Origin of the sequence: Micromonospora sp. NPDC047812 (genome assembly GCF_040704175.1) — a bacterium.
Classification (GTDB): domain Bacteria; phylum Actinomycetota; class Actinomycetes; order Mycobacteriales; family Micromonosporaceae; genus Micromonospora.
Genome location: NZ_JBEYRY010000001.1, coordinates 938,189 through 959,006, shown reverse-complemented (window position 1 = coordinate 959,006; position 20,818 = coordinate 938,189). Strand labels below are relative to the sequence as shown.

Here is a 20,818-nt window from a genome sequence, read left to right as displayed (position 1 = left end):
TCAAGAGGTTCGGGTCCGCAACGGAGATCGAACCGGGCGCAAACCTCTTGATCACCGGGTCGGGGGAGGGGCGGGTGGGGGCGGGGTGGGAGGGTGGTTAGCGGAGGCGGCGGATGTCGCCGTGGGCGCGGTAGAAGCCGCCCCGGCCGGACTCGCGGACCTGGGTGACCAGGTAGCGCGCGCCCGGCTCGCGGATGCCCTTCGGGAACTGCACGGACCAGTCCCGGTGGTAGCCGGGGGATACCACGTGCACCCGCAGCCGGCCCCGGTCCTCGACGCACTGCACGACCACGCCGCCGTCGACGTCGCTGGTCACCTCGACGGTCGTCCAGGCCGCCGGCTCCGGCATCCGGGGCGGGGCCTTGACGTCGACCACCTCCGGCACGTCGCCGGCCTCCGCCGCCCGGATCGCCGGCTCGCTGGCGTCGATGCAGGCCAGGTGGCCGCCGGTGGTGACCACGTAGAGCCGATCCTCGTGGTACTGCATCGAGTAGGCCGAGCCGCAGCCGGTGCCGAGCTTCCACAGCCGGTTGCCGGCCGCGTCGAAGCAGTAGATCGAGGACTGGCTGTCGCCGGCGAAGACGTACCGGCCGCCCTCGGCCGTGGCACAGGAGAAGACCGGGGCGTCGCAGCGGTAGGTGCGCTCGGCGCGGCCGTCCTTCGCCAGGCGTACCACCTCCCGGGTGCCGGTGCCCGCGAACACCGCGCCGGGCTCCTGCCAGCCGAAGAGCACCGATCCGGTGCGGGTGTGCCACAGCTCCTGGCCGGTCCGCCAGTCGTAGCCGGTCACGCCCTGCGAGTGGCCGTGGTAGAGCGCGTCGGCGTCGCAGCGCACCATCCACGCCGACCGGCCGCGGCCCTGCCGGCGCCAGAGGAACTCGTCCTCGTGGTCGACGGCGACGATGCCGCCACCCGCGTCGGAGACGCCCAGCACCCCGTCGTGGATGTCCAGCCAGTAGATGTCGATCTCCGGCGCGATCTCGTAGGCCACCCGGGGCACCTTGCCGGACAGGTCGTAGACGTTGCCGTCGTCGCAGCCCGCGTAGATCCAGGCGTCGTCGGCGACGATGCACTTCACCCCCTCGGGGAGGCGGACCTGGTTGAGCACCCGGGCGTCGTGGCCGAGCGTGGTGATGACCCCGTGCTCGTTGCCGACCATGCAGCTCTGCCCGTCGACGAAGATGCCGAAGGCCGGGGCGCCCGAGTCGTAGCGCCAGAGCACCGGGGCGGTGCGGGCGGTGGAGCGGGTGCTGACGATCTGCCGCCGGGAGACGGCGCGCTTCTGCCGCACGCCGCGTACGGCCGGGGCGTACCCCTTGCGGACCTTCTCGCCGATCTTCTTCGCCGCCGCCGCGCGGGCCTTGGCGTTGTCGGCGAAGGCCGTGGTCTTGACCTGGCCCTGGTCGCCGATCCGGCCGTAGCGGACGGTCAGCGCGGAGTCGTCGACGACGACCTCGTAGAACTTGTGCGCACCATCCGCTTCGGACAGTTCGAGGTAGGTCGTCTCCTGCGACATGGGGGCCCTCCGAGGGGTCAGCGACCGGCCTGACGTGGCCGGCGTGGCGACAGCGGGCACACGTTAACCCCCGCCCCCGACAAAGCCCACGTGGGTGCGCGGACGGGTCCCGCCGTCACCGGCCGACGGCGGCCAGGGCGTCGACGGCCTTGCGGGCGGCGATCAGCACCGGGTCCCAGACCGGGGCGTACGGCGGGGCGTAGCCCAGGTCGAGCGCGGTCATGTCGTCCACCGTCATGCCGTTCCACAGCGCCACCGCGAGGGTGTCGATCCGCTTGGCCGCCTCGGACCAGCCCACGATCTGCGCCCCGAGCAGCCGCCCGCTGGGCTTCTCCGCGATCAGCTTCACCGTCATCGTCCGGGCGCCCGGGTAGTAGCCGGCGCGGTTGGTCGACTCGGCGATCACCGAGACGAACTCGAACCCCGCCGCCGCGGCGTCCTTCTCGCGCAGCCCGGTGCGCCCGACCTCCAGCTCGCAGACCTTGGTGACGGCGGTGCCGATCACCCCGGCGAAGGTCGCGTACCCGCCGCCGATGTTGATGCCGGCGACCCGGCCCTGCTTGTTGGCGTGGGTGCCCAGCGGCACGTGCACCGGCAGCCCGGTGACCCGGTGCACGGTCTCCACGCAGTCGCCGGCGGCCCAGACGTCCGGCACCCCCTGCACCCGCATCCGGCGGTCCACCCGGATCCCGCCGGTGGTGCCCAGCGGCAGGCCGGCGGCCTCCGCGAGCGCGGTGTTGGGGCGTACGCCCAGACCGAGGACGACCACGTCGGCGGGGATGGGCCCCTCGGCGGTGACCACCGCGGACACCCGGCCGTCGGTCTCCTCCAGCCCGGTCACCCCGAGGCCGGTGCGGATGGTGACGCCGATGCCCCGCATCGCGTCCGTGACCAGCTCGGCCATGTCCGGGTCCACGGTGGCCATCGGCTGCTCGGCCTGCTCGACCAGGGTGACGGCGAGCCCGCGCTGGATCAGCGCCTCGGCCATCTCCACGCCGATGTAGCCCCCGCCGATCACCACCGCCCGGCGCGGCCGGGGCTCGGAATCCAGCCAGTCGCGCAGCGCGGCGCCGTCGTCGAGGGTCTGCATCCCGAAGACCCCGCCGGCGGCGGTGTCCGCCCAGCCGGGCTTCTTGGGCACCGCCCCGGTGGCGTACATCAGGGTGTCGAAGCGCTCCCGGACCTCGCCGCCGCCGTCGAGGTCCCGCGCGAGGACCTCGCGCCGGTCGAGGTCGATGGCGGTCACCTCGTGCCGGAGCCGGACGTCGATGTCGAACTTCTCCCGGAACGTCTCCGGGTCGCGGGCGATCAACTGGTCCCGCTCGGGCACCAGCCCGCTGATCCAGTACGGGATGCCACACGCCGAGTACGACGTGAAGTGCCCCCGCTCGAAGGCGACGATCTCCAGGTCGCCGCGGTCCCGCCGGCGTCGCGCCTGGGACGCCGCCGCCATTCCCGCGGCGTCCCCGCCGATGACGATCAGCCGTTGAGCCACGCTCACCATCCTGTCACGACCGGCTCGCGCCACGGGTCTGCCGCGCGACGTCCTCCACCACGTCCACGAGCTTGCCGGTACGCGCGAAGACGGCGCGCTGCCGGGCCGCCCCGCTGCCGTGCCGGCGCAGCCCGGCGACGAGGTCGGTGACCTCGTCGAGGTCGCCGTGCCGTTCCAGCGCCGGCCGCAGCCGCTCGATCAGCTGGTCGAACAGCTCCCAGGCCGGCCGCAGCTCGCCGTCGGTCAGGTCGACGCCGTCGCCCTCCAACCCGTCGTGGGCCGCCCGCCAGTGCGCGGCGACCAGCAGGTGGTGATCGGTGCGCAGGGCGGGCCGACCGGCGGCCATGTCGTCCATCGCGGTCGCCACCATGGCCCGGACCAGCGCGGCGACGAGCACCGCGTCGTCCACCGACGGGCAGACGTCGCCGATGCGGATCTCCACCGTCGGGTACTTGGCCGACAGGCGGGCATACCAGTAGAGCATCCCCTCGTCGAGCATCACGCCGCTGGCGATCAGCTGCCGGATCAGCCATTCGTAGTGTTCGTGGGACTCCAGGTACGGGGTGGGCGCCACCGACGGCCAGCGCTCCCACTCCACCGACCGCCAGCTCGCGTACCCGGTGTCCTCGCCCCTGGCGAAGGGGGAGTTGGTGGTGACCGCGTGCAGCACCGGCAGCCAGGGCCGGACGTGGTTGAGCACCTGCGCGCCGGTCTCCGGGTCGGGCACCCCGACGTGCACGTGCATGCCGTTGTTGCCGGGGCCGGGGACCAGCAGGCGGAACCGCTCGATCATCCGGTCGAAGCGGGGCTTGTCGACCACCGGGGGCACCGGACCGTCGACCGGCCCGGTGCCGATGGCGAGCAGCCGTACGCCGGCCCGCTCGGCCGCGTCGGCGAGCGCGGCCCGCAGCACGCCGAGGGAGTGCCGGATCGAGGAGAGTTCCAGGCCGGGCGGGCTGCCGATCTCGATCTGGCTGGTCTGGAACTCCCGCTCCACCTGGCCGCGCAGCTCGGGCGGCACCTGCTCCATGACGAGGTCGACAGCGGGCACCGCGGCCCCGGTGTGCGGGTCGACGAGCAGGAACTCCTCCTCGACACCCACCGTGAGCAGGTCGGTCCCCTCGGCCGCCCCGCTCGGAGCCTCCGCCACCTGGCCGGTCATGGTCACCACCGTCCGTTCACGCCCGGTAGCGGTCCGTCCGCGCCGGGTCGGTCAGTGGTTACCCACCGTGCGGAGGCGGAGAAACGCGGCCCCGGCGTGTCGCCCGTCGTACCACTTCCGCCGCGCCTCCGTCCACCCCCGACCTGTCGTGTAAGCGCAGGTCAAGGCGGGTATGGCGGGGCTTGTCGCGCGAACGGGCCGGGCGGCGTGACAACGGGTCCTAGGCTGGTCGGCGTGCCGGGGCCGCTGGGGATCGTGCTGGGGACGTGGGCGTACGCCCTCGTCCACCTGACCCTGCTCGCCGACCGCCCGGCCGGGCTGCTCGCCGGGGCCGCGCTCGCCGCGGTGGCGCTGCTCGCCGTCGCGCTCGCGGCGCACGCGGCCGGCGTCGTCGACGCGCCCCGGGCCGGCCGCGCCGCCGCCCTGCGCGCGCGGGCCCGCCGCCGCGGGGTGCCCCGGCAGGTCGACCCGGACGCCGCCGGGCGTCCCCGTCCCCGCGCGCCCGGGCCGCGCCCCTCGGCCGCGTAGCACCGCCGCGCGGCCGATTCCGCCGCCATCCGCCCGTCCGGCGACCGCCTTCCCGCCGGACCGGCACCCGGAATCGGACCGAGGGGTCACCCATGCTCGCCTTCGCACCTCTGCACGACGCCGTCGGCGCCGCCGGCCGCGCGCTCGCCTGGTTCACCACCCTGCTCGAACCGCTGGCCGGCGACGCGGCCACGGCCGCCGCCATCGTCGTCCTCACCGTCGTCGTCCGGTTGTTGATCTCGCCGCTGACCCTCGCGCAGGTCCGTGGGGAGCGGCGCCGCGCGGCGCTCGCCCCCGAGGTCCGCGAGCTTCAGCGGCGGTACGCGGACGACCCCGCCCGGTTGCAGGGCGAACTGTTCGCGCTCTACCGGGCCAACGGCGCCAGCCCGGTGTCCGGCTGCCTGCCGCTGCTGCTCCAGGCCCCGTTCCTGCTGGTGATGTACCGGCTCTTCACCACGGCCGAGGGCGGCACGGGGCTGCTGGCCGAGCGCCTGGCCGGTGTGCCGCTGGGGCACCATCTCGGCGACGGGTCGGTCGGCGGCGCGTTGCCGCTGTTCGGCGCCCTGCTGGCGGCCCTGCTCGCGCTCGCCTGGTGGACGTCGCGGCGGATGCGGCGCGCGGCGGCGGCGAGCGGAACGGTGGCCGGTACGCCGACCGAGGGACCCGGCGCGGCGGTGCTCGGCCGGCTGCTGCCGCTGCTGCCGTACACGACGGTGCTGGTGGCGCTGGTGCTGCCGCTGGCTGCGGTGATCTACCTGGTCACCACCACCGCCTGGTCGGCGGCGGAGCAGGCGGTGCTGCGCCGCCCGCGGCCCGAGCCGGCTCGCATCGATGGGCGTTGACATCTGCGGAAGCGGCACGTACAACTCGTGAGAGAGCGCTCTCTCGACCGTTCCCGCAGAGAGGCACGTCAATGACACCTGCCCCGGCGGCGCCCGCCGCCCAGCCCCCGCGACGCCGGCTGACCCTGGCGTTGACCCTCCTCACCGCCGCCGCGACCGCACTGGTCGGCACGACCGTGACCGCGAACGCCGCCGTGCCGCCGCCCCCGTCCGGCTGGAGCCTGGTGTGGAGCGACGACTTCACCGGCGCGGCCGGCACGCTGCCGTCCGCGAGCAACTGGATCATCGACACCGGCACCAGCTACCCGGGCGGCCCGCCCAACTGGGGCACCGGCGAGATCCAGACCTACACGAACAGCACCGCCAACGTCAGCCACGACGGCGGCGGCAACCTGCGGATCACCCCGCTGCGCGACGCCTCGGGCGGCTGGACCTCGGCCCGCATCGAGACCGTACGCAGCAACTTCAAGCCGCCGTCCGGCGGCGTGCTGGCCATCGAGGGCCGGATCCAGATGCCGAACGTCACCGGGGCCCAGGCGTCCGGCTACTGGCCGGCGTTCTGGGCCCTCGGCTCGCCCTACCGGGGCAACTACCAGAACTGGCCGGGCATCGGCGAGTTCGACGTGATGGAGAACGTCAACGGCCTCAACTCGGTCTGGGGCGTGCTGCACTGCGGGGTCGCCCCGGGCGGGCCGTGCGACGAGTTCAACGGCATCGGCGCGTCCCGGGCCTGCCCCGGCAGCACCTGCCAGTCGGCGTTCCACACCTACCGGTTCGAGTGGGACGCCTCGGCCAGCCCGCAGCAGCTGCGCTGGTACGTCGACGGCCAGCTCTACCACTCCGTGAGCCAGTCCCGGGTCGGCGAGCCGTACTGGTCGCAGATGACCAGCCACGCCGGCTACTTCCTGCTGCTCAACGTGGCGATGGGCGGGGCCTTCCCGAACGGGGTGGCCGGTGGCGCCACGCCGACCGCCGCCACCGTCCCCGGCCGGCCGATGCTGGTCGACTACGTGGCGGTGTACAGCCGGGGCGGCGGCAGCACGCCGCCGCCCACGACCCCGCCGCCGACGACCCCGCCGCCCGGCGGGGTGCGGGACGCGTACGCGACGATCCAGGCGGAGTCGTTCGACGCGCAGAACGGGGTGCTCGTCGAGGCGTGCGCCGAGGGTGGGCAGAACATCGGCGCGCTGCGCAACGGCGACTGGGTGCGGTTCGACAACGTCGAGTTCGGGGCCACCCCGCCACGCGACTTCGTCGCCCGCGTCGCCTCCGGCGCGGCAGGCGGGGCCAGCGGGCTGGTGGAGGTGCGGCTGGACAGCCCGACCAGCCCGCCGATCGGCAGCTTCGCGATCGGGAACACCGGCGGCTGGCAGAGCTGGCGCTCGGTCCCCGGCAACGTCGCCGGCCCGACCGGCCGCCGGACGGTCTACCTGACCTTCAGCAGCGGACAGCCCGCCGACTTTGTCAACGTCAACTGGTTCACCTTCCGCCGCTGAACCCTGAACCCTCTTCGGGCCCTGAGCCCCGTGGAGCCCCCGGCAGTCGCCGGGGGCTCCCGCCCGCCCGCTCTGGACAGAAACAGTTAACACTCCTAATAATGGGCGTCAATGTTGATGCCGGTGGATGGCGTCCGGGTGTGGAGGGTGTCGTGAAACGATCCAGATCTCTGGTGTTCTCGCTGGTCACAGCCGTGGTGGCGGCGCTCGGTGCGGTGTGGGTGGCGATGCCCGCGTTCGCCGCCGGGGTGACCGCCAGCTTCGTCAAGACGTCCGACTGGGGCTCGGGCTGGGAGGGGAAGTACACGATCACGAACGGTGGCGGGTCCACGGTCGACGGCTGGACCGTCGCCTTCGACCTGCCGGCCGGCACCACCCTCGGCAGCTACTGGGACGCGCTGCTGACCTCGTCGGGCCAGCGGCACACCTTCACCAACCGGTCCTGGAACGGTCGCCTCGCCCCGGGCGCCTCGGTCTCGTTCGGCTTCCTCGGCTCCGGGCCGGGCGCGCCCACCAACTGCCAGCTCAACGGCACGGCGTGCGGCGGCGGCACCAACCCCACCACCGCGCCGCCCACCACCGCACCCCCGACGACCGCACCCCCCACCACGCCGCCCCCGACCACGCCGCCTCCGACGAGCCCGCCGCCGAACACCGGCCTGCCGAAGCACATCCTCACCGGGTACTGGCACAACTTCGACAACCCGGCGGTCGAGCTGCGGCTGCGTGACGTCCCGGCCGAGTACGACGTCGTCGCGGTCGCCTTCGCCGAGGCCACCGCCACCCCCGGCCAGGTCACCTTCGCCATCGACCCCGGCCTGTCGACCGCGCTCGGCGGCTACACCGACGCCGACTTCTCCGCCGACGTACGCACCCTCCAGTCCCGGGGCAAGAAGGTCATCATCTCGGTCGGCGGCGAGACGGGCCGGGTCGCGGTCAACGACGCCGCCTCCGCCGCCGCGTTCAGCGACAGCGTCCACGCGCTGATCCAGCGGTACGGCTTCGACGGCGTCGACATCGACCTGGAGAACGGGCTCAACCCGACCTACATGGCCCAGGCGCTGCGCTCGCTGCGGGCCAAGGTGGGCTCCGGGCTGATCATCGCGATGGCCCCGCAGACGATCGACATGCAGTCCCCGGAGACCAGCTACTTCAAGCTGGCGCTCGACATCAAGGACATCCTCACCGTCGTGAACACCCAGTTCTACAACTCGGGTGCGATGCTCGGCTGCGACCGCAACGCCGCGTACGCCCAGGGGACGGTGAACTTCATCGTCGCGCTGGCCTGCATCCAGCTGGAGGCCGGGCTCCGCCCGGACCAGGTCGGCCTCGGCCTGCCGGCCGGTCCCGGCGCGGCCGGCGGCGGCATCGTCGCGCCCAGCGTGGTGAACGCGGCGCTGGACTGCCTGGCCCGAGGCACCAACTGCGGCAGCTTCCGCCCGCCGCGCACCTACCCGGGCATCCGCGGCGCGATGACCTGGTCGGTCAACTGGGACGTGAGCAACGGCAACACCTTCGCCCGCACGGTGGCCCCCCACCTCGACACCCTCCCCTGACCCACGAGACCAGGGTCGATCATGCAGTTGTGGTGGTCCACAGAAGCCGCGTACGCGGTCAGCCCCGGCACCACAACTGCATGATCGACGGGGTCGGTGGGCGGGGAGGGGGAGTCAGGGGGTGGCGTCGGCGTGGGCGCGGCGGCGACGGGTCTTCTTGATCACCCACCAGGCGATCATCACCACGAAGACGGCGATGATGCCGTAGTCGAACCACTTGCTGTACTGCTCGATCTGCTGCCAGCGGGAGCCGAGCGCGTACCCCAGGCCGACGAAGAGCGCGTTCCAGATGCCGCTGCCCAGCGTGGTGAACGCGATGAACTCCGGCAGCGGCATCCGGTTGGCCCCGGCGGGGATGGAGATCAGGCTGCGTACCACCGGCATCATCCGGCCGAAGAGCACCGCCCACCGGCCGTGCCGCTCGAACCAGCGGTCGGCCTTCTCCAGGTCGTTGAGGTCGACCAGGGGCAGCCGGTCGAGCCAGCGCTTGAGCCGGTCCTCGCCGGCAGCCGCGCCCAGCCAGTAGAGGACGAGCGCCCCGCCCAGGGAACCGGCGGTGGCGGCGAGCCCCACCAGGACGACGTTGAACCGTCCCTCGCTGGCCAGGTAGCCGGCCATCGCCAGCACGATCTCGCTCGGGATCGGCGGGATGATGCTCTCCAGGGCGACCAGCAGGGCCACCCCGACGGCACCGGCGGCGTCGATCACCCCCGCCACCCACCCGGTCAGGCCGCCGAGTTCGGTCGGGTCGACGTTCTCGGCGAGTGCCATCGCGATCCTTTCGGCCGGGTCCGGATCAGATTTCTCTACCCCGTGCCCCGGCCGCCACACCTGCCCGTGAGTCGGGCCACCCGGTTCAGCCCTCCGGGTGCAGCGCCGCGTCGGCCGGCCCGCGCCGCCAGCCGGTGAACCGGACCCGCAGGCCCGCCCGGGTGGGGGAGCAGCAGTACGGCCCGGCCGCCGCCACCGCCTCCGGGGCCAGCGGGGCGAGCCGGACCAGCCGCCACGGCTCGTCGCCGGACCGGGCCCGTACGGTGAGCGCGTCCCGGTCGCGGCTGACCCGGACGGTCACCTCCCGCCCGGCCCACATCGGCACGGGGGCGACCGACCAGTCGGAGACCTCCCGGGTCACCACCGCACCGACCTGTGGCTGGCCGTCGCTGACCTCCACCCCGGCCTTGACCCAGTTCCGTTCGTCCACCCGCACCAGCACGCCGGCCTGGTCGAACTGCTCGCCGTAGTCGAGGACGAAGGCCACCTCCACGGCCTCGCCGACGGGCAGCGGCGCGAGCAGCGCCGGGGCGTCGTCGTGGACGAAGCCGTAGGACGTGTGCCGCCACAGGTCGCTGCCCTCGGCCGGCTGCACCAGCAGCTCGCCCGCCGGCCCGCCCTCGACCAGCACCGGCTCGTTCCACCACTCACCCTCGGCCCAGTCGACCGGCCGCTCCGCGTCACCCATGCCGGCGACCGTACCGCCGTGGCCTACCTGTACGCCGTCGCGGGCCCGGTCGTGTCGGTGGTTGGCGTGGGCCGTCGGCCGGGGCGGGCGTCCGGTGCCCGCCGTGGCGGAGCCGTCAGCCGGCGTCGCAGACGCTCCGGAGGGTCTGGGCGTCGCGGTCCGTTCTGGCCTGCACCGCGTCGTAGTCGTCGGAGACCATGCCCGACAGGACGAAGCGCAGCTCCGAGAAGTCCTTCGACAGTGCCACCGTGGCCTGGTAGACGCCGCCCTGGGCGTGCAGAGTCGCGCCCATCATGCCCTGGTACGCCGTCGTGGCTGCGGCCTCCCGGCTCTGCCTGGTGGAACCCGAGGTCCGGTAGAACCGGTCGACGACCGCGAGCGCTTCCTCGCAGCCGGCGGGTGGCAGCGGCGCCAACGACGGCAGTCGCCCCGGGGCGGGCGTCCGCGGCGTCCTGGTGGTGGGGCGGGGCGTCGTCGCGTCCGGATCGGGCGCGGTCGGCGGCTCCGGCGTGGTCTGGTCGGGTGTGGTGTGGCCCGGCGTGGTCGGATGGCGGCCCGCTGACGGCCCCGCTCCGGTTGCCGAGGCCGGCGGCGCCACGGAGGGCTCCCGTGGCAGCACGTACGTGAGCAGAGCGAGCACGGTGGCCGCCACACCGGCAACCGCGCCCACCGCGGCCCAGTCCGGCTTGCGCGGCGCGGGGCCGCTTCCAGACTGACTGCGCCCAGATCGTTGAGTGCTGATGTCTTCAATGTAGCGGCCGGCCCGGAACGGGAGCGGTCAGCGCTCGCGCCGGGGTTCCTGGCCCTCAGCCGCTCGATGGCACCGGCCCTTGCGGGGGCTGCCCGCCGCCGATCTCGCCGCCCTGGCTGGTCCGTTCGATGATGAACGACCCGGTGGTCGGCGACGGGGGGCGGACTGACCGCCACCCGCGACTACCGGACGTACGCCGAGGCGTTCAGCGACGCCGCGCAGCGCAGGAGGGACGCGGTGCGCGAGCACGGGCGGCCGGGGCGGATCGCCGACGTCGGTTGCGGCGCGGGCGCCGTGCTGGCACTGACCCGGTGCGGGAGGACACCAGCAATCCCCTCGTCTATCTTGTCTCCGCAGTTGCATATCGATGCCGATGAGATCGCGAGGCGTGGCGTGACCAAGGAGACAGCGGGTAGGCGGCTGCGGGCGCTGATGGTGGCCGCGGCGGTCCTGTGCGGACTTGTGCTCGTGCCGGCGCAGCCGGCGTCCGCGCAGACCGGGGCGATGGTCCAGCCGGTGGGTGGGCGGGTCACCGGGGTGTTGTCGAACAGGTGCGGTGCCACCGACAGCGATCACTACGGGGTGGACATCGCGGGGAACGCCGGGATGGCGATCGGGGCCGCCTATCCGGGCACGGTCGCGTTCGCCGGTTGGACCTCCGGCGGGGGCAACTCGGTGACGCTCTCGCACGCCGGCGGCTATCAGACCCGCTATCTGCACATGGTGCAGCCGGCGGCGGTCGCGCTCGGGCAGCAGGTCGGGCAGGGGCAGGTGCTCGGGTACGTCGGCAGCACCGGCAACTCGACCGGCCCGCACCTGCACTTCGAGATCCGGCGCAACGGCGCGGTCCAGAACATCGCCCCGGCCTACACCTGCGGCGGCACGGTCACCAAGGGCGCGCCGATCAACCTTCCGTTCCCGGACCTGACGCCGCCCGGCTCAGCTCCGGACCGGTTCGCCTTCGTGAACTCGGCGGGGGTGTTGTACGCGAAGGACGGCGCGTACTCGTCGTGGCAGGCGGTCAATGCCGGTGGTGCGACGAAGGTGGTGCTCGCCGGCAACTGGATCGGCTGGGTGCAGGGCGGCAACTTCTATGCCAAGGAGGGCGTCTACGGGCAGTGGCTCACGCTCGCCGGGGGCGGGCAGGTGCGTGACATCGCGGTCAGTGGCAACCGGTTCGCGTTCGTCAATTCGGCGGGGGTGTTGTACGCGAAGGACGGCGCGTACTCGTCGTGGCAGGCGGTGAACTCCGGTGGTGCGACGAAGGTGGTGCTCGCCGGCAACTGGATCGGCTGGGTGCAGGACGGCAACTTCCTCGCCAAGGACGGCATCAATGGCGGATGGCTGACCATGGCCGGCGGCGGGCAGGTGCGCGACATCGCGGTCAGCGGCAACCGGTTCGCGTTCGTCAACTCGGCGGGGGTGTTGTACGCGAAGGACGGCGCGTACTCGTCGTGGCAGGCGGTGAACTCCGGTGGTGCGACGAAGGTGGTGCTCGCCGGCAATCGGATCGGCTGGGCGCAGGGCGGCAACTTCTACGCCAAGGACGGCATCCAGGGCGGGTGGCTCACCCTGGCCGAGGGTGGGCAGGTCAGCGATGTCGCGGTCAGCGGCGACGACTGGTTCGCGTTCGTCGGCGGCGGGAACTTCTTCGCCAAGCAGGGCGTCTACGCCGGGTGGCTCACGATGGCCGGCGGCGGGCAGGTCGGCGACATCGACATCACCACCTGACGGGCCGCAGCCGCCGGCCGGGCGGTGCGGGCGAGGGCGTGCCCGCACCGCCCGGCCGGACCTCGGAGCGCCGGGCCCCGGTGTTTGCGGGAAGCCGGGATCGGAGACATTAGCCAGGCATGGCTGACAGGTGGTACTCGGAGGCGGTCGTCTACTGCCTCGACATCGACACGTACGCGGACTCCGACGGCGACGGGGTCGGTGACATCCGGGGGCTCATCGGCCGGCTGGACTACCTCGCCCGGCTGGGCGTGACCTGCCTCTGGCTGCACCCCATCCACCCGTCACCCAACCGGGACGACGGCTACGACGCGACCGACTTCTACAACGTCGACCCGCGCTTCGGCACCCTCGGCGACTTCGCGGAGCTGCTGCACCAGGCGCAGAACCGCGGCATCCGGGTGATCATCGACCTGGTCGTCAACCACACCTCGAACGAGCACCCCTGGTTCCAGTCCGCCCGCTCCTCGCCGGACTCGCCGTACCGGGACTGGTACGTCTGGTCCGACCACGAGCCGGCCGACCGGCACCAGGGCATGGTCTTCCCCGGCGAGCAGCACGAGACGTGGACCTACGACCGCACCGCCAAGTCCTGGTACTACCACCGGTTCTACAAGTTCCAGCCGGACCTGAACTTCACGAACCCCGCGGTCCGTGAGGAGATCAAGAAGATCGTCTCGTTCTGGCTCCAGCTCGGGGTCTCCGGCTTCCGGATGGACGCGGTGCCGTTCATCATCGAGCTGACCGAGCCGGGCAACCCGAACTCGCCGAAGGACTTCGAGTTCCTCACCGAGCTGCGCCAGCACGTGCAGTGGCGCCGGGGCGACGCCGTCCTGCTCGCGGAGGCCAACGTCGAGCCCGACCAGCTGCCGACCTTCTTCGCCGACAGCGGCGGCTCGGGGAACCGCCTGCACATGCTCTTCGACTTCATGCTCAACGGGCGGCTGATGCTGGCCCTGGCCCGGCAGGACCCGGAGCCGATCATCGAGGCGCTGCGGGACACCCCGGCGCTGCCCGAGGGCGGGCAGTGGGCCACCTTCCTGCGCAACCACGACGAGATCGACCTCTCCCGGCTCACCGCCGAGCAGCGCAACCAGGTGTACGCGGAGTTCGGCCCCGACGAGAACATGCGCATCTACGACCGGGGCATCCGCCGCCGGCTCGCCCCGATGCTCGGCAACGACCGCCGCCGCATCGAGCTGGCGTACGCGTTGCAGTTCTCGCTGCGCGGCACGCCCGTGCTGCGCTACGGCGAGGAGATCGGCATGGGGGAGGACCTGTCGCTGCCCGGCCGGGAGGCGATCCGCACCCCGATGCAGTGGTCGTTCCAGCCGAACGCCGGCTTCTCCACCGCCGACCCGGAGAAGCTCGTCCGCCCGGTGATCGACAAGGGCGACTACTCGTACGAGAAGGTGAACGTGACCGCCCAGCGCAGCGACCAGAAGTCGCTGCTCGCCTGGTTCGAGCGGATGATCCGTACGCTCCGCGAGGCCCCCGAGGTGGGCTCGGGCTCGACCACCCACATCGACGTGGCGATGCCGCCGGGAGTGCTGGCGCACCGGGCCGACGGGCGGACCGGCACGATGGTCTTCGTGCACAACCTCGGCACCACCGACGCCGAGGTGGACCTCAGCATGCTGGAGCCGGAGGCGGACCTGCCCATCGACGTCCTCGCCGACCGCAACTACGGCGAGGTCGGCAAGCTGGACCGCCTGAAGGTCGCCGGCTACGGCTACCGGTGGATCCGCCTCTGCCGTGGTCGTGGCCTCTGACCGGTCACTCCCGCCAGCCGGCCAGTTCGACCCCCTTGGCCAGCTCCACCCGGAAGCCCAGGGTGATCTCGCCGCTCTCCCCCGGCCCGAGCCGCAGCCGCCAGGTCAGCTCGCCCAGCTCCGTGCGCTCGGCCGGGGGCGGGACGAGGGTGGACTCCCGCACGACCACCGCCTCGTCGCGGGACACCGGCAGCTGGTCGCGCACCTCCACGCTCGCCGGCCGGGGCGTGTGGTTGGCCACGCTGATCCGGTACTCCACGTCCCGGCGCCGGGTCGAGCCGAGCGTGGCCCGGGTGTCGGCGCGCCGGCCCAGCTTCCGTTCCACCCGTACCCGGTCGTCCACCCCGAGCGCCAGCTCGGTCTCCTCGCCGGGCGCCCACACCGGCAGCCGGGTGGCCGCGACGAAGTCGGCGCCGTGGAAGACCGCCGCCGGGCCGGGGAGCAGCGTGTGCGACGAGGTGTTGCGGACCGTCGCCCGCAGGTGCGCCTCGGCCGCGCGGACCGGCACGGTCACGTGGTCCAACCGGGCCGGCAGCTCCAGCACGGCGATGGTGGCCCGGTGGGCGCTGCCGTCCGCCGGCACCGCGACCGGGCGCGCCGGCCGGTAGGTGGCCGCCGTGACCCCCTGCTCGACGGTGGCGACGCTCTCGCGCATCTCGGGGCGCGGCGGGGCGGACCGGGCGACCGCGCCGGCGGGCGCCGCGCCGGGGGCCGCGGGCGCCGGCATCGCGCCGAAGCTCGCCGGCGCCATCGGCATCGGCGGCGGCACCGGCCGGACCCGGTCGAGGTACCAGGGCGACAGTTCGGGTACGCGGGTCGCCGCCGCCGGCCGGGCCGTCGAGAGTTCGAGAACGCACTCCGGCCAGTCCTCGCCGGTGTCCTGGCTGACCAGCCCGAACCAGGTGACGGTCATGGTGTCGTCGACCAGCCGCAGGTCGTAGGAGGGCTGCCAGCGGGCCCCGTCGACCAGGTAGCTCAGCTCCAGGTCCAACTCGGCGTCGTCGGCGTCCACCGACACGGTCACCTCGGCGACCAGCTGGTCCGGTTTCCGCTTGCCGCGCGTGGCGTCGAGCTGCCGCTTGACGGCTGCCAGCTCCTCGGTCAGGTCGGTACGCCGCCGGTCCAACGCGCGACGGCGGCGCTGGGAGTCGGCGAGCTGACCGGCCACCGAGTCGGCGAAGGCGGCCACGTCGGTCGGGGCGGCGTCACCGGAGGCCAGCGCGCGGGCGTACGTGCCGCCGGCCCGGTCGGCCAGCCGGGTGAGGAACTGCCCCCGCTGCGTCTCGACCTCGCCCGCGTCGTCGACCTCGACCAGCTCGTCGGCCAGCTCCCGGCTCCGCTGCTCCAGCTCGCGAACCTGCCCGTCGGTGCTGCGCGCCTGCCGCCACGTCGTGACGTCCACGCCGAGCACGGTGGCCGCGCCCCGGCCGCCGACCCGCAGCGAGTCCCGCCGCAGGCCCAGCGGCAACGGTGCGACGCGTACGCGGTGCTCGCCGGCGGCCAGCCGGATGCTGCCCCGGCGGGTGACCCGGGCGCGGTCCGGATAGACGGTGACACCGACGACGGGTGCTTCGATCTCCACTGCCTCCACGGCGGCGAGAGTAGCCGGGCGATGCTCGTGAGCGGCGTCCCGCGCGGGACCGGCGTCGGCGTACGGCTGGGTTAAGCTCCTTCGATCGAGCGTAAGTTACCGGGAGGTAGGCATGTCGGAGGAGCAGCGGGTCGCCATCGTCACGGGCGCGGCGCGGGGGATCGGGGCGGCCACCGCCCGGCGGCTGGCGGCCGACGGCCTCGCGGTCGCCGTGGTCGACATCGAGGAGTCGGCGACGAAGGAGACCGTGGACGCCGTCGCGGCGGCCGGCGGCCGGGCGCTCGGCGTCGGCGCGGACGTGTCCGACCGGGCCCAGGTCGAGGCGGCCGTGGAGCGGGTCGCCGCCGAGCTGGGCGCCCCGACGGTGCTGGTCAACAACGCCGGCGTGCTCCGCGACAACCTGCTGTTCAAGATGACCGACACCGACTGGGACACGGTCATGGGGGTGCACCTGCGCGGCGCGTTCCTGTTCAGCCAGGCCGCCCAGAAGCACATGGTCGAGGCGAAGTGGGGCCGGATCGTCAACCTGTCCAGCACCTCGGCGCTGGGCAACCGGGGCCAGGCGAACTACGCCGCGGCGAAGGCCGGCCTCCAGGGCTTCACCAAGACCCTCGCCATCGAGCTGGGCCCGTTCGGGGTGACCGTCAACGCGGTCGCGCCCGGCTTCATCGTCACCGACATGACCGCCGCCACCGCCGCCCGGATGAAGGTCGACTTCGAGGCGCTCCAGAAGCACGCCGAGTCGGAGATCGCGGTACGCCGGGTCGGCCGCCCCGAGGACGTCGCGCACACCATCTCGTTCCTGGCCAGCGAGGGCGCCTCGTTCGTCTCCGGCCAGGTCATCTACGTGGCCGGCGGCCCCAAGTCCTGACCCGTCCGGGAACGTCGATCATGCAGTTGTGGTGCCCCGCAGGGCCGGCGAATCCGGTCATCACGGGCACCACGACTGCATGATCGCGCCCGTTCTCCGGTGCGGGTGGGGCGGGGGCTGTCAGGGGCGGGTGCGCCAGAGCCAGAGCAGGCCGAGCACCGGCAGGACCAGCGGGATGTAGCCGTACCCGCTGCCGAACCGCGACCAGACCGTCTCGTCGGGGAAGAGCTCCGGGTCGGCGAGGCTGAGGGCCCCGACGCCCAGCACCCCGACCAGCTCCACGGCGCAGCACGCGAGCGCCACGCGGCGGCCGGCGGCGCCGGCGCGGGCCAGCCCCACCGCCGCGACGATGTAGATGGCCGCGGCGAGGGCCGAGAGCAGGTACGCCACGGGTGCCTCGTCGAACTTCGTGGCGATCTGGAGGCCGGCGCGGCTCGTCGCGGCGATCGCGAAGAGCAGGTAGACCGCGATTAGCAGCCGTCCCGGGCCGGCGTTGGTCCGCTTCGCCTCCGGGGCGCGTACGTCAGCCACCCAGCACCTCCCAGGTCTGCTGGAGCCGTACGACGACCACCGGGGTGACCAGGCAGACCGCGCAGACGATCGCCGAGCCCCAGCGCGTCGGCTCCATCCGGGCCAGCACCCAGGCCAGCGGCGGCAGGCAGACCAGCGTCGCGAGGTAGCCGAAGAAGGCGCCCGGCTCGTCCGGCCGCTCGCCGTCGCCGAGGGCGACCAGCGCCACCGCGGCCAGCACGAGCAGCGCCACCTCCAGCACGGCCAGGCCGGCGAACTGCGCCCGGTCCGGCGCGCGGTGCCGCAGCGTCGCCACCAGCGCCCAGGCGGCGACGAGGAGCGACAGCACGATCGAGGCGGTCGCGAGAAGCCCGTCCACCGGCGAACCCGCCGACGCTGCGCTGGTCATCGGGGCCGTCCGGGGCGTGGTTCGGTCACCGGCACAGCCTACTAACCCGCGTAGTACACCCCGTCACCCGCCGTCCCCTCCTCAGGGGCCGGCCGTCGGCCCGGCCCTGCTCCCGGGGGTCCGACGGCGTCGGACCGGCGGGCGTGGGAGCGAGCCCGGCCGAGGCGGCGACGAATGTCGTCAAAGGACAGTGGGGTACCCCTATCGACCCCTACTCACCGGTAAGCAGAATATTGCGGAACGTTATTCTCTCGTCATCGTCGCCACCTCCGACGGCACGTTCGTCTGACGGAGAGGATCCCCATGTCCTTGCCCACCATCCCCCCGGCGCTGAGCGTGGTGATGCCGACGTACCAGGATCCGCAGTGCCTCGCGCTGACCCTGCGGGCGCTGACCCGGCAGACGCTGCCGCCGGAACGCTTCGAAGTGATCGTGGTCCGGGACGGTGGTTCGTCCGACAGGTACGCCGAGGCTCTCGCCGAAGGCGCCGGTCTCCGCCTGCGGATGGTGGAACTCCCCCGGCGCAAGGGCCGCTCCGTCGCCCGCAACGAAGGGGCGCGGCACGCCACCGCGCCCGTGCTCGTCTTCCTCGACGCCGACTCGTGGGCCGTGCCCGACCTGTTGGAGAGGCACCTGACGTGGCACAGCACGCCCGGCAACGCGGCGGTGCTCATCGGCCGGCGGGACGAGATCGGCCTCGCGGACCTCCCCGCCGTGCTGGCCGGGGAGTCGGACACGATCGCGCGTAGCTTCCCGCACGGTGGCGACCTGCGCTTCGCGACGGGACTCCCGGACGACGGCGGCGACTGGCTCCGGGCCGGCTGGGTGATCGCCTACACGCACAACATCTCGCTCCCCACCTCGCTCTTCGCGAAGGTCGGCGGCTACCGCGAGGCGTTCGGTCTCAGCTACGGCGTGGAGGACGTCGAGCTGTTCTACCGCGTGGACCAGAGCCTGCCGGACGGCGTCAACTTCGGCTACGACGACGAGGCCAGGGTCGTCCACCTGCCGCACCACAAGAACATCACCCGCAACTGGATGGAGATGAAGGCCAACTTCCAGCAGGCCGCCAAGTTGTACCCCTGCCTGGAGTGGGAGTTCCTCACCGCGGTCATGGGATACGAGGCGGTCCGGCGGATCCTGTACTACCGGTCGCTCGTCGACGAGTGCGTCGAGCGGTCGGCCTGCGCCATCGGGCCCGCCGCCGCGCGCCTCGCCGGCAAGTTGCGGGGACCCAGGGCGCTCTGGATCGGCACCGGCCGCGCCGAGGCGAGGCTGCCCGCCACCGCGCTCACCTTCGACTACTCCGCACCCATCGGTCCGACCAACTTCCACCTGCTCGGCGTCGCCCCGCCCATGCCGGCGGGCAGTCTGGACGCGGTGGTCAGCGTCGACTTCTGGCGGTACCTGCTGTGGCCGGAGCTCTGCCAGTTCATCTCCGCCTCGGTGCAGCTGGCCGGCGAGGTCCACCTGGTCGCCACCGCCGACGCGACGCCGGGGATGTGCGTTGCGGACCCGCAGACGCTGGACTACCTGCGCCAGGCACAGGCCGCCGAGTACGCGGCCGAGCTGCGCGCGGTCGAGGGGCTCGGCGACGTGTTGACGCTGCGGGCACGCCAGCCCGTGACCGGCGCCGCGCGCCGGGTGCCCGGCCAGGTGACCACCAGGGCGCGACCCACGGCAATGGCGCCGGGCCGCCCTCCGACGGGGTAGCAGATCGACGGTGCGGCCGGACCCGACGTGCCGGGTCCCGGCTCGCTCCATCGCGCCCGGATCCGCCGCTACAGACGGAAAGGCGAGCATCATGCGCGTACTGTTGTCGACCCTCGGGTCGCGCGGCGACGTCCAACCACTGGTGGCGTTGGCATCGCGGTTGAGGACACTCGGTCTGCAGGTTCGCCTCTGCGCCCCACCGGACTTCGCCCGGTGGGTGGCCAACTTCAAGATTCCCTTCGTGCCCGTCGGCCCGCCCTGGCGCAGGTCGGCGGCGCCCAGGCCACGGGCCGCCGTGCCCCGCCCCTCGCCGGCGCAGGTGCGTCAGCTGGCCGAGTCCTCCGTCGGCATCCAGTTCGAGGTGCTGTCGACGGCGGCCCGGGACTGTGACGCCATCGTGGCGTCGACCGGCCTCCAGATCGCCGCCCGCACCGTGGCGGAGAAGCGGGGCATACCGTACGTCTTCACGGCGTTCTGCCCGGCGGCCCTTCCCTCACCGCACCACCCTCCGCTACCGCTGCCGGCCCTCGGGGAGGTGCCCGCGCCCGCCTCGGCCGACAACCGCGAGCTGTGGGCCGCCAACCAGCGGCACGTCAACGACACCTTCGGCGGGCCGCTCAACGCCCTCCGGGCGACGATGGGACTGGTCCCGGTCGACGACGTCAGCGACCACATCCACACCGACCAGCCGTGGCTGGCGGCCGACCGGACGCTGGCGCCCTGGCCGGACACCGCCGACCCGGCCGTCTACCAACCGGGCGCCTGGCTGCTGCCGGACGAGCGGGCCCTGCCGGCCGAGCTGACGACCTTCCTGAACGCCAGCGACAAGCCGTGCGTCTACGTCGGATTCGGCAGTGTCGCCGCACCCCCGGGCGTGCTGGAGACGGCCATCCAGGCGGTGCGCGCGGTCGGCTGCCGCCTGGTCGTCTCCCGGGGCTGGGCACCCCTCTCGATGGCCGGCCGGGCGCCCGACTGCCTGGTCGTCGGCGAGGTGAACCAGCAGGCGCTGTTCAGGGAGGTGGCCGCGGTGGTCCACCACGGCGGCTCGGGCACCACGACCACGGCCGCGCGGGCCGGGACCCCGCAGGTCGTCATCCCGCAGGTCTACGACCAGCACTACTTCGCGCGACGCGTCTCCGCGCTCGGCCTCGGCGGCGCACACCCCGGCGCGGTGCCGACCGTCGAGTCGCTGACCGAGGCTCTCAGCGCCGCGTTGCGGCCCGAGACCGCCGCCCGCGCCCGCGCGTTCGCCGCCGCCATCAGCACCGACGGAGCCCAGGCCGCCGCGGAGCGGTTGACCGCCACCCTGCGGGCCTGAGCACCCGGTCACCGCCGGATCGTCCGCAGCACCCGGTCACCGGGGATCGTCCGCGACGACCAGCGGGTGAAGGTGAGCGGGCACGCGCCGGCCGGGCG

Annotated in this window: 18 protein-coding genes; 9 read left to right on the top strand and 9 right to left on the bottom strand. The window is 73.3% G+C overall.

Annotated features, from left to right (window positions below; translation table 11 throughout):
• Nucleotides 1-97 precede the first annotated feature (97 nt).
• The 3 genes from AB0883_RS04340 to AB0883_RS04330 form a co-directional block, all read right to left on the bottom strand.
• The gene (locus tag AB0883_RS04340; protein WP_366639348.1) at nt 98-1,516 is read right to left on the bottom strand and encodes a WGR domain-containing protein; all 1,419 of its coding nucleotides are present in this window, start codon (nt 1,514-1,516) and stop codon (nt 98-100) included.
• A 115-nt stretch (nt 1,517-1,631) separates the two neighbouring features.
• Nucleotides 1,632-3,011: an FAD-dependent oxidoreductase gene (locus AB0883_RS04335; protein WP_366639346.1), complete on the bottom strand. Its 1,380-nt coding sequence runs from the start codon at nt 3,009-3,011 to the stop codon at nt 1,632-1,634.
• 13 nt (nt 3,012-3,024) lie between these two features.
• Nucleotides 3,025-4,173 (bottom strand): glutamate--cysteine ligase, encoded by a 1,149-nt coding sequence (locus AB0883_RS04330; RefSeq protein WP_366639344.1) that lies wholly within the window; start codon nt 4,171-4,173, stop codon nt 3,025-3,027.
• 234 nt (nt 4,174-4,407) lie between these two features.
• On the opposite strand from AB0883_RS04330, the gene AB0883_RS04325 reads away from it, so the two are divergent.
• The 4 genes from AB0883_RS04325 (at nt 4,408) to AB0883_RS04310 (ending at nt 8,595) form a co-directional block, all read left to right on the top strand.
• Nucleotides 4,408-4,701, top strand: a complete 294-nt coding sequence (locus AB0883_RS04325; RefSeq protein ID WP_366639342.1) for a DUF6412 domain-containing protein — start codon at nt 4,408-4,410, stop codon at nt 4,699-4,701.
• Between the two features lie 92 nt (nt 4,702-4,793).
• Entirely contained in the window at nt 4,794-5,543 is a 750-nt protein-coding gene (gene yidC, locus AB0883_RS04320; RefSeq protein WP_366639340.1) for a membrane protein insertase YidC, read from the top strand.
• Between the two features lie 71 nt (nt 5,544-5,614).
• The gene (locus AB0883_RS04315; protein ID WP_366639338.1) at nt 5,615-7,039 is read left to right on the top strand and encodes a carbohydrate-binding protein; all 1,425 of its coding nucleotides are present in this window, start codon (nt 5,615-5,617) and stop codon (nt 7,037-7,039) included.
• 152 nt (nt 7,040-7,191) lie between these two features.
• Entirely contained in the window at nt 7,192-8,595 is a 1,404-nt protein-coding gene (locus tag AB0883_RS04310) for a cellulose binding domain-containing protein (protein WP_366639337.1), read from the top strand.
• A 114-nt stretch (nt 8,596-8,709) separates the two neighbouring features.
• On the opposite strand, the gene AB0883_RS04305 is transcribed toward AB0883_RS04310, so the two are convergent.
• From AB0883_RS04305 to AB0883_RS04295, 3 genes are all read right to left on the bottom strand, one after another.
• The gene (locus AB0883_RS04305; RefSeq protein ID WP_366639335.1) at nt 8,710-9,366 is read right to left on the bottom strand and encodes a DedA family protein; all 657 of its coding nucleotides are present in this window, start codon (nt 9,364-9,366) and stop codon (nt 8,710-8,712) included.
• An 85-nt stretch (nt 9,367-9,451) separates the two neighbouring features.
• Complete coding sequence (locus tag AB0883_RS04300) at nt 9,452-10,054, bottom strand: DUF1349 domain-containing protein (protein ID WP_366639333.1); 603 nt, start codon at nt 10,052-10,054, stop codon at nt 9,452-9,454.
• A 115-nt stretch (nt 10,055-10,169) separates the two neighbouring features.
• Nucleotides 10,170-10,706 carry a hypothetical protein gene (locus AB0883_RS04295; RefSeq protein ID WP_366639332.1) on the bottom strand — a complete coding sequence of 179 codons (537 nt, stop codon included), beginning with the start codon at nt 10,704-10,706 and terminating at the stop codon, nt 10,170-10,172.
• A 492-nt stretch (nt 10,707-11,198) separates the two neighbouring features.
• Here AB0883_RS04295 and AB0883_RS04290 point away from each other — a divergent pair, with 492 nt between their 5' ends.
• Both AB0883_RS04290 and AB0883_RS04285 read left to right on the top strand, forming a co-directional pair.
• Nucleotides 11,199-12,536 carry a M23 family metallopeptidase gene (locus tag AB0883_RS04290; RefSeq protein WP_366639331.1) on the top strand — a complete coding sequence of 446 codons (1,338 nt, stop codon included), beginning with the start codon at nt 11,199-11,201 and terminating at the stop codon, nt 12,534-12,536.
• 119 nt (nt 12,537-12,655) lie between these two features.
• Nucleotides 12,656-14,308: an alpha-amylase family protein gene (locus tag AB0883_RS04285; RefSeq protein WP_366639330.1), complete on the top strand. Its 1,653-nt coding sequence runs from the start codon at nt 12,656-12,658 to the stop codon at nt 14,306-14,308.
• A 4-nt stretch (nt 14,309-14,312) separates the two neighbouring features.
• Here AB0883_RS04285 and AB0883_RS04280 read toward each other — a convergent pair whose 3' ends face one another.
• Nucleotides 14,313-15,899, bottom strand: coding sequence for a mucoidy inhibitor MuiA family protein (locus tag AB0883_RS04280; protein WP_366639328.1), 1,587 nt, complete (start codon nt 15,897-15,899; stop codon nt 14,313-14,315).
• A 112-nt stretch (nt 15,900-16,011) separates the two neighbouring features.
• Between AB0883_RS04280 and fabG the strand changes: the two genes are divergently transcribed.
• Nucleotides 16,012-16,770, top strand: a complete 759-nt coding sequence (gene fabG / locus AB0883_RS04275) for a 3-oxoacyl-ACP reductase FabG (RefSeq protein ID WP_121399631.1) — start codon at nt 16,012-16,014, stop codon at nt 16,768-16,770.
• Between the two features lie 120 nt (nt 16,771-16,890).
• Here the strand turns inward: fabG and AB0883_RS04270 are convergent, their stop codons facing one another.
• Nucleotides 16,891-17,301: a hypothetical protein gene (locus AB0883_RS04270; protein WP_366639326.1), complete on the bottom strand. Its 411-nt coding sequence runs from the start codon at nt 17,299-17,301 to the stop codon at nt 16,891-16,893.
• The gene (locus tag AB0883_RS04265) at nt 17,294-17,689 is read right to left on the bottom strand and encodes a hypothetical protein (RefSeq protein WP_366639324.1); all 396 of its coding nucleotides are present in this window, start codon (nt 17,687-17,689) and stop codon (nt 17,294-17,296) included. Before AB0883_RS04265 ends, AB0883_RS04270 begins: the two co-directional genes overlap by 8 nt.
• A 303-nt stretch (nt 17,690-17,992) precedes the next feature.
• Between AB0883_RS04265 and AB0883_RS04260 the strand changes: the two genes are divergently transcribed.
• A complete protein-coding gene (locus tag AB0883_RS04260; RefSeq protein WP_366639323.1) occupies nt 17,993-19,402 on the top strand; it encodes a glycosyltransferase in 1,410 nt (469 codons plus the stop codon).
• A 91-nt stretch (nt 19,403-19,493) separates the two neighbouring features.
• A complete protein-coding gene (locus AB0883_RS04255; RefSeq protein WP_366639321.1) occupies nt 19,494-20,720 on the top strand; it encodes a glycosyltransferase in 1,227 nt (408 codons plus the stop codon).
• Nucleotides 20,721-20,818: the final 98 nt, after the last annotated feature.

What these genes read in the sequence shown, in the direction of transcription:
- AB0883_RS04265 (WP_366639324.1), bottom strand. Translation starts at nt 17,689, where the DNA reads ATGACCAGCGCAGCGTCGGCGGGTTCGCCGGTGGACGGGCTTCTCGCG.
- AB0883_RS04255 (WP_366639321.1), top strand. Translation starts at nt 19,494, where the DNA reads ATGCGCGTACTGTTGTCGACCCTCGGGTCGCGCGGCGACGTCCAACCA.
- AB0883_RS04340 (WP_366639348.1), bottom strand. Translation starts at nt 1,516, where the DNA reads ATGTCGCAGGAGACGACCTACCTCGAACTGTCCGAAGCGGATGGTGCG.
- AB0883_RS04260 (WP_366639323.1), top strand. Translation starts at nt 17,993, where the DNA reads ATGTCCTTGCCCACCATCCCCCCGGCGCTGAGCGTGGTGATGCCGACG.
- AB0883_RS04285 (WP_366639330.1), top strand. Translation starts at nt 12,656, where the DNA reads ATGGCTGACAGGTGGTACTCGGAGGCGGTCGTCTACTGCCTCGACATC.
- AB0883_RS04300 (WP_366639333.1), bottom strand. Translation starts at nt 10,054, where the DNA reads ATGGGTGACGCGGAGCGGCCGGTCGACTGGGCCGAGGGTGAGTGGTGG.
- AB0883_RS04305 (WP_366639335.1), bottom strand. Translation starts at nt 9,366, where the DNA reads ATGGCACTCGCCGAGAACGTCGACCCGACCGAACTCGGCGGCCTGACC.
- AB0883_RS04330 (WP_366639344.1), bottom strand. Translation starts at nt 4,173, where the DNA reads ATGACCGGCCAGGTGGCGGAGGCTCCGAGCGGGGCGGCCGAGGGGACC.
- yidC (WP_366639340.1), top strand. Translation starts at nt 4,794, where the DNA reads ATGCTCGCCTTCGCACCTCTGCACGACGCCGTCGGCGCCGCCGGCCGC.
- AB0883_RS04315 (WP_366639338.1), top strand. Translation starts at nt 5,615, where the DNA reads ATGACACCTGCCCCGGCGGCGCCCGCCGCCCAGCCCCCGCGACGCCGG.
- fabG (WP_121399631.1), top strand. Translation starts at nt 16,012, where the DNA reads ATGTCGGAGGAGCAGCGGGTCGCCATCGTCACGGGCGCGGCGCGGGGG.